The 4,791-nt window shown below is 58.5% G+C and carries 4 protein-coding genes; 1 reads left to right on the top strand and 3 read right to left on the bottom strand.

The genetic code is table 11. From position 1 onward, the window contains the following. The 3 genes from AC2FNN_RS21040 to AC2FNN_RS21030 form a co-directional block, all read right to left on the bottom strand. Positions 1-1,267: hypothetical protein (locus AC2FNN_RS21040; RefSeq protein WP_496760412.1), on the bottom strand; the 1,267-nt coding region annotated here is incomplete at its 3' end. 4 nt (positions 1,268-1,271) lie between these two features. Beyond that, positions 1,272-2,246 carry a membrane dipeptidase gene (locus AC2FNN_RS21035; RefSeq protein WP_496760411.1) on the bottom strand — a complete coding sequence of 325 codons (975 nt, stop codon included), beginning with the start codon at positions 2,244-2,246 and terminating at the stop codon, positions 1,272-1,274. Beyond that, a complete protein-coding gene (locus tag AC2FNN_RS21030; protein WP_496760409.1) occupies positions 2,246-3,688 on the bottom strand; it encodes an aldehyde dehydrogenase family protein in 1,443 nt (480 codons plus the stop codon). The genes AC2FNN_RS21035 and AC2FNN_RS21030 overlap by 1 nt, the downstream gene beginning before the upstream one ends. Before the next feature lie 103 nt (positions 3,689-3,791). On the opposite strand from AC2FNN_RS21030, the gene AC2FNN_RS21025 reads away from it, so the two are divergent. Next, positions 3,792-4,676 carry a LysR family transcriptional regulator gene (locus AC2FNN_RS21025; protein ID WP_496760408.1) on the top strand — a complete coding sequence of 295 codons (885 nt, stop codon included), beginning with the start codon at positions 3,792-3,794 and terminating at the stop codon, positions 4,674-4,676. Positions 4,677-4,791: the final 115 nt, after the last annotated feature.

Raw genomic sequence — 4,791 nt, 5'->3', positions numbered from 1 at the left:
ACCAGGCCCGCGCGCAGTTTTCGGCGGCGGCCCAATCAAGGTTCAAAGCCCAGTCAAAGCTGTTCCGGATCAACGCACGCACCGCTGATACCGGCATGGTCCCATCAATCACCTGTGCAGAGGCGTCGGTGTCTGCCATGCAGATGGCAAGCCCGTCAACAAGTGCTCCGTAAGGTTCAAGGATCAAAGAGGCCAGCAGCTCCTGACCTTCTTCGGTCAGCGCGGTTTCGGACCAAAGGATCAGACGGTTCCAGGGGTGATCCTGTGTCAGGTCATCCTTGGCCAGGTATTTTTCGATTTCTTGCAGATCCGAATTCAGCGCCGCCAGCTTTTCCATCTGCACCGGGTGTTCAGATCGCCACCAGGCGATTGACTGTTTGCAGCGTGCAAAGACATCGCAAAAGACACGTGCCTCATCCGCCGAAGCCGCATTAATGGACCGAACGCGCGAGATCGCCTCCTCGCGCACCATGATCCAGTTGTTGAACAGTACCGGATGATTGACGATGAACGGAGCCATACCCAGGCCGGTCGAATTCCCGATGCCCAGCCAGCGCGCGATGCCTGGATCAAGCTCTGCGGTCTGGTCTTGGCCTTTGACCCGCGCCATGTGCTGTACCAGATCGCGCACAAAGGCGCGGGTCAGATAGACCGACAGCATCTCGATCTGGAACGGACCGCTGACTTCGGCCCGACCGGCTGTCTTTTCACGATCTGCTGCGCCAAATTTGCCCGACCCATAAACGGCTGTGGTCCGCATCAGGTAGCCGACCTTGTAGATCTGTTCGAGGTCGGGTTGCCGCCCCGCAGCAAGCTGATCCACCACATGAGCCCAAAGCCGCACGGAACGGTTCGCCCGCGACAGGGACAGTTCGGCTTCGCTGACGCGTCCGGCTTCTTGCAACGGAACATTCTGCGACAGACGGTCGATATCCTCTGACGTTGGAATGCCGTCAAACAAGGTGAAGGTGGCATCCCAGGCCTCGGCAATCACCCGGTCGGATCGTTGATCGGGTGGCAGGTCATGGGCAAAGGCGACCAGCGAATAGGCCCGATCGGGGCCTTGCGCGGTATAGACCGCATGGCCGACACCTTTGTCGTCAATTTCGAACGCGGGGCGCGAAAAGCGCCAGTTTTCTTCGGCCATGCGACGCGTCAGCTGCCGCATAAAGCTGAGCCGGCATTGGTGCAACGATCCCAAACGTGACAGCCGCATGACCATGGATGGGTCACGTCTGGCGATCTCTGTCTGCGCGTGAGGTTCCATTTGGTTACCTTTGTGGGACGAAGTTTTCGGCAAAGAACCGATACCAGTTCCTGCCCATGATCCCGGCCACTTCGTCATCGTTCAGGCCGGTCGCGCGTAACCCTTTTTCGATGTTGCCAAAGTCTCGGTTGTCCTGAAACCAGCCCGGCATTGGTGGAAACCCCGGGGCAGAGGCCGAGCCTTCGCCATAGTCGATTTCTTTTGTCCAACGCCCCACACGCATCCATTCCACGACGCTGTCGGGCTGATCCTGACACAAGTCAGTGCCGATCCCCAGATGTTCGGCCCCGTATTTGTCGGCTGTGCTGGCGATCATTTCGCAAAAGCTTTCCAGCGTGCAATCGGACTTGTCCTTCAGGTGGTGAGGGTAGACCGAAAAGCCCAGCATCCCACCTTTTTCCGTTACCGCGCGGATGACGTCATCCCGCTTGTTGCGCAGGGCCGGGGACCATTCGTGCGGATTTGCGTGTGTAATCGCGATGGGACGGTCCGAGATTTCAGCCGCCTCGATCGTGGAACGGTCCGCCGAATGGCTCATGTCGACCACAAGGCCCACGCGGTTCATCTCTTTGATGACCTGCTTGCCCATGCGGGTGATGCCGGTGTCTTCGGCCTCGTAGCAACCGGTCGCCAGCAGGGATTGGTTGTTGTAGGTCAGTTGCATGAACCGCGCGCCCAGATCGTGCAGGATTTCAACCAGCCCGATATCGTCTTCAATGGGCGAAGGGTTCTGAAACCCGAAAAACACGGCAGTCCGGCCTGTTTCACGGGCCGTGTCGATATCGCTGGCCCACCGGCCTTTCATGATCAGATCCGGATATTGCTCGAACCAACGGTTCCATTTCTCGAAGTTTAGAACCGTTTCGCGGAAATTCTCATGATATGCGATGGTGACGTGGATCGCGTCCACGCCCCCTTCGCGCAATTGGCGGAAGATCTGTTCCGACCAGTTGGCATATTGCAGGCCGTCGATCCGCATCAGACGGGGCCTGCGCTGACATAGGCGGTTTTGACTGTCGTGTAGAATTCAGCCGCTGCCTTACCCTGTTCGCGTGGACCATACGAGCTGTCGCCCCGGCCACCGAAAGGCACGTGGTAATCGGTGCCAGCGGTGGGCAGGTTAACCGTCACAACACCGGTGCGCGCGTTGCGGCGGAAATGGGTGGCGCGGGCCAGCGATTTGGTCACGATGCCCGAGGTCAGGCCGAAATTGGTGTCGTTGACCACACTCAGCGCCTCGTCATAGCTGCCGACCTTGATGACAGATGTCAGCGGCGCGAACATTTCCTCGCGGTTGATGCGCATGTCGTTGGTGGTGTTCAGGAACACGCCCGGCGACATGTAGAACCCGTCATGGGGCATCTCAAGGCGCTGACCGCCACAGGCCAGCTCGGCCCCTTCGGATTTGCCCAGGTCGACATAGTCGAGGTTCTCGGCCAACTGCTGCTGGCTGACGACGGGGCCCATCTGAACCCCTTCTTCCAACGCGTGGCCGACCTTCATCGCCTGCGCGCCTGCCACCAGTTTCTCGACAAAGGCATCGTGGATGCCCGCATGAACCACAAGCCGCGACGAGGCCGTGCATTTCTGACCGGTGCCACCAAATGCGCCGCCCAGCGCCAGCGCTACCGCCAGATCCAGATCGGCGTCGTCCATCACGGCCAGCGCGTTTTTGGATCCCATTTCCATCTGCACTTTGGTCAGGTTCTGGATCGCCGCAGCGGCGATGCCTTTGCCCACGGGCACCGATCCGGTGAAGGAAATCGCATTGACCTTGGGGCTTTCCACCAGACGTTGCCCGACCGAACGGCCCGAGCCCATCACCAGGCTGAACAGACCTTTCGGGATGTCTTGCCGCGCGATGATTTCGGTCAGGGCCACAGCCGAGGCTGGGGTGATGTTGGCGGGCTTCCACACAACCGCGTTGCCATAGCAAAGCGCCGGGGCGATCTTCCACGAGGCCGTCGCGGTAGGGAAGTTCCACGGGCTGATGATGGCAACCACGCCAACAGCCTCGCGGCGCACATCCACTTCGATATCGGGGCGCACGGAATCGGCGTTTTCACCGATCTGGCGCAGACACTCGGCGGCGTAATACGTGAAGAACTGACCGGCGCGGTAAACCTCACCCTTGCCTTCGGCCAACGGTTTTCCTTCTTCACGGCTCAGCAAAGTACCCAGCTCTTCGGCGCGGGCCATCAACTCGTTGCCGATGGCGTTCAGCACGGCCTGCTTGCGCTCCAACCCGTAGGCAGCCCATTCCACCTGCGCGACGCGCGCCTGATCCAGGGTCGCCTCAAGCTGGTCGGCGCTGGCTTGTGTGAACATGCCGACCAGATCGGTCAGATCCGATGGGTTGCGGTTTTCGATTTCGCTTTCGCCAGCCAGCCATTCGCCGGCAATCAGATTCAGTTTGGTCACGTCAGGCCCCAAATTCGCAAATTTCAGTTTGCGAAAGAATGGAACTTGCTGGTGACATCAGTCAAACTCAAATAACTTTAGAAAACTTCAGAAAGATTGAAGCATGGCCGTCAAAATAGAAATGCTGCGGTGCTTTTGCACCGTGGCCCAAACCGGAAACCTTGCCGAAGCTGCCAGCCGTCTGGGCCGCACGCAATCCGCGGTCTCAATGATGTTGAAACAATTCGAAGAGCATCTTGGAAAGAAACTGTTTGAAGGCGAACGGAAAAACCACCTGTCGCCGCTGGGTCAGCAAGTTCTCGATCTTGCGCTCAAACAGGTGCGGGATTTTGACCAGGCTGTTCAGAATATTGAACTGGCGGCACAGGCCGAGCACGGGTTGATCCGCATCGTATCCGTGCCGTCAGTGGGGGCGTTGGTCTTTCCTGCCCTGCTGGATCATATGACGTCTCGCTTTCCCGGCCTGAAGATCGAGCTGCGAGACGGAGATTCGCAGCAGGTTCTGGATGCGGTCGCCGGGGACACGTCTGATATCGGCATAGCGTCCGGTCACTTTCCGCTGAACGGGGTCAGTGCAGAGCCTCTGTTTCAGGACCGCTTTGGTTTGGTTGCAGCATCCGATCATCCGCTGATGACTCGGGCCGAACCGCCAGCCATTTCCGATCTGGTGGCTCAGCCTTTCGTGCGAAACGCCCTGTGTGACTTTATCGAGTCCGCGCCTTTCCGAGAGATTCTGGACAGGGCCGAGGTTACCATCCACAACACGCATTCCCTGATCACGACTGTCAGGGCAGGCCAGTGGATCACGGTCCTGCCGCAGACCGTCGCGCAGTTCATTCCGGACGCAGTCGCCTTTCGTCCGATTTCGGATTTGCCGGACAGGCGCGAGGTGTATCTTTATGTGCGGGAAAGGTCGCGATTCCGGGAAATCTCGGAGGCCTGTCGTTCATTTGTCCTGTCGAGTGGATTTGGAAATTCAAGCCTGTGAATGCATCAAAAAGGGGATTAACCCTGCTCAAAATCACAAATTAATTTGGTTTTTGCAGACTCACGCCCGCTGCCATGCTAGGTTCTCGCTTGAAGTGGGGGACTTCAGAGGGGCG

It is taken from the genome of Ruegeria sp. BHSA118 (assembly GCF_059613405.1).
The sequence above is the reverse complement of the archived record's forward strand: the minus strand, read 5'-3'. Positions and strand labels throughout refer to the sequence as shown.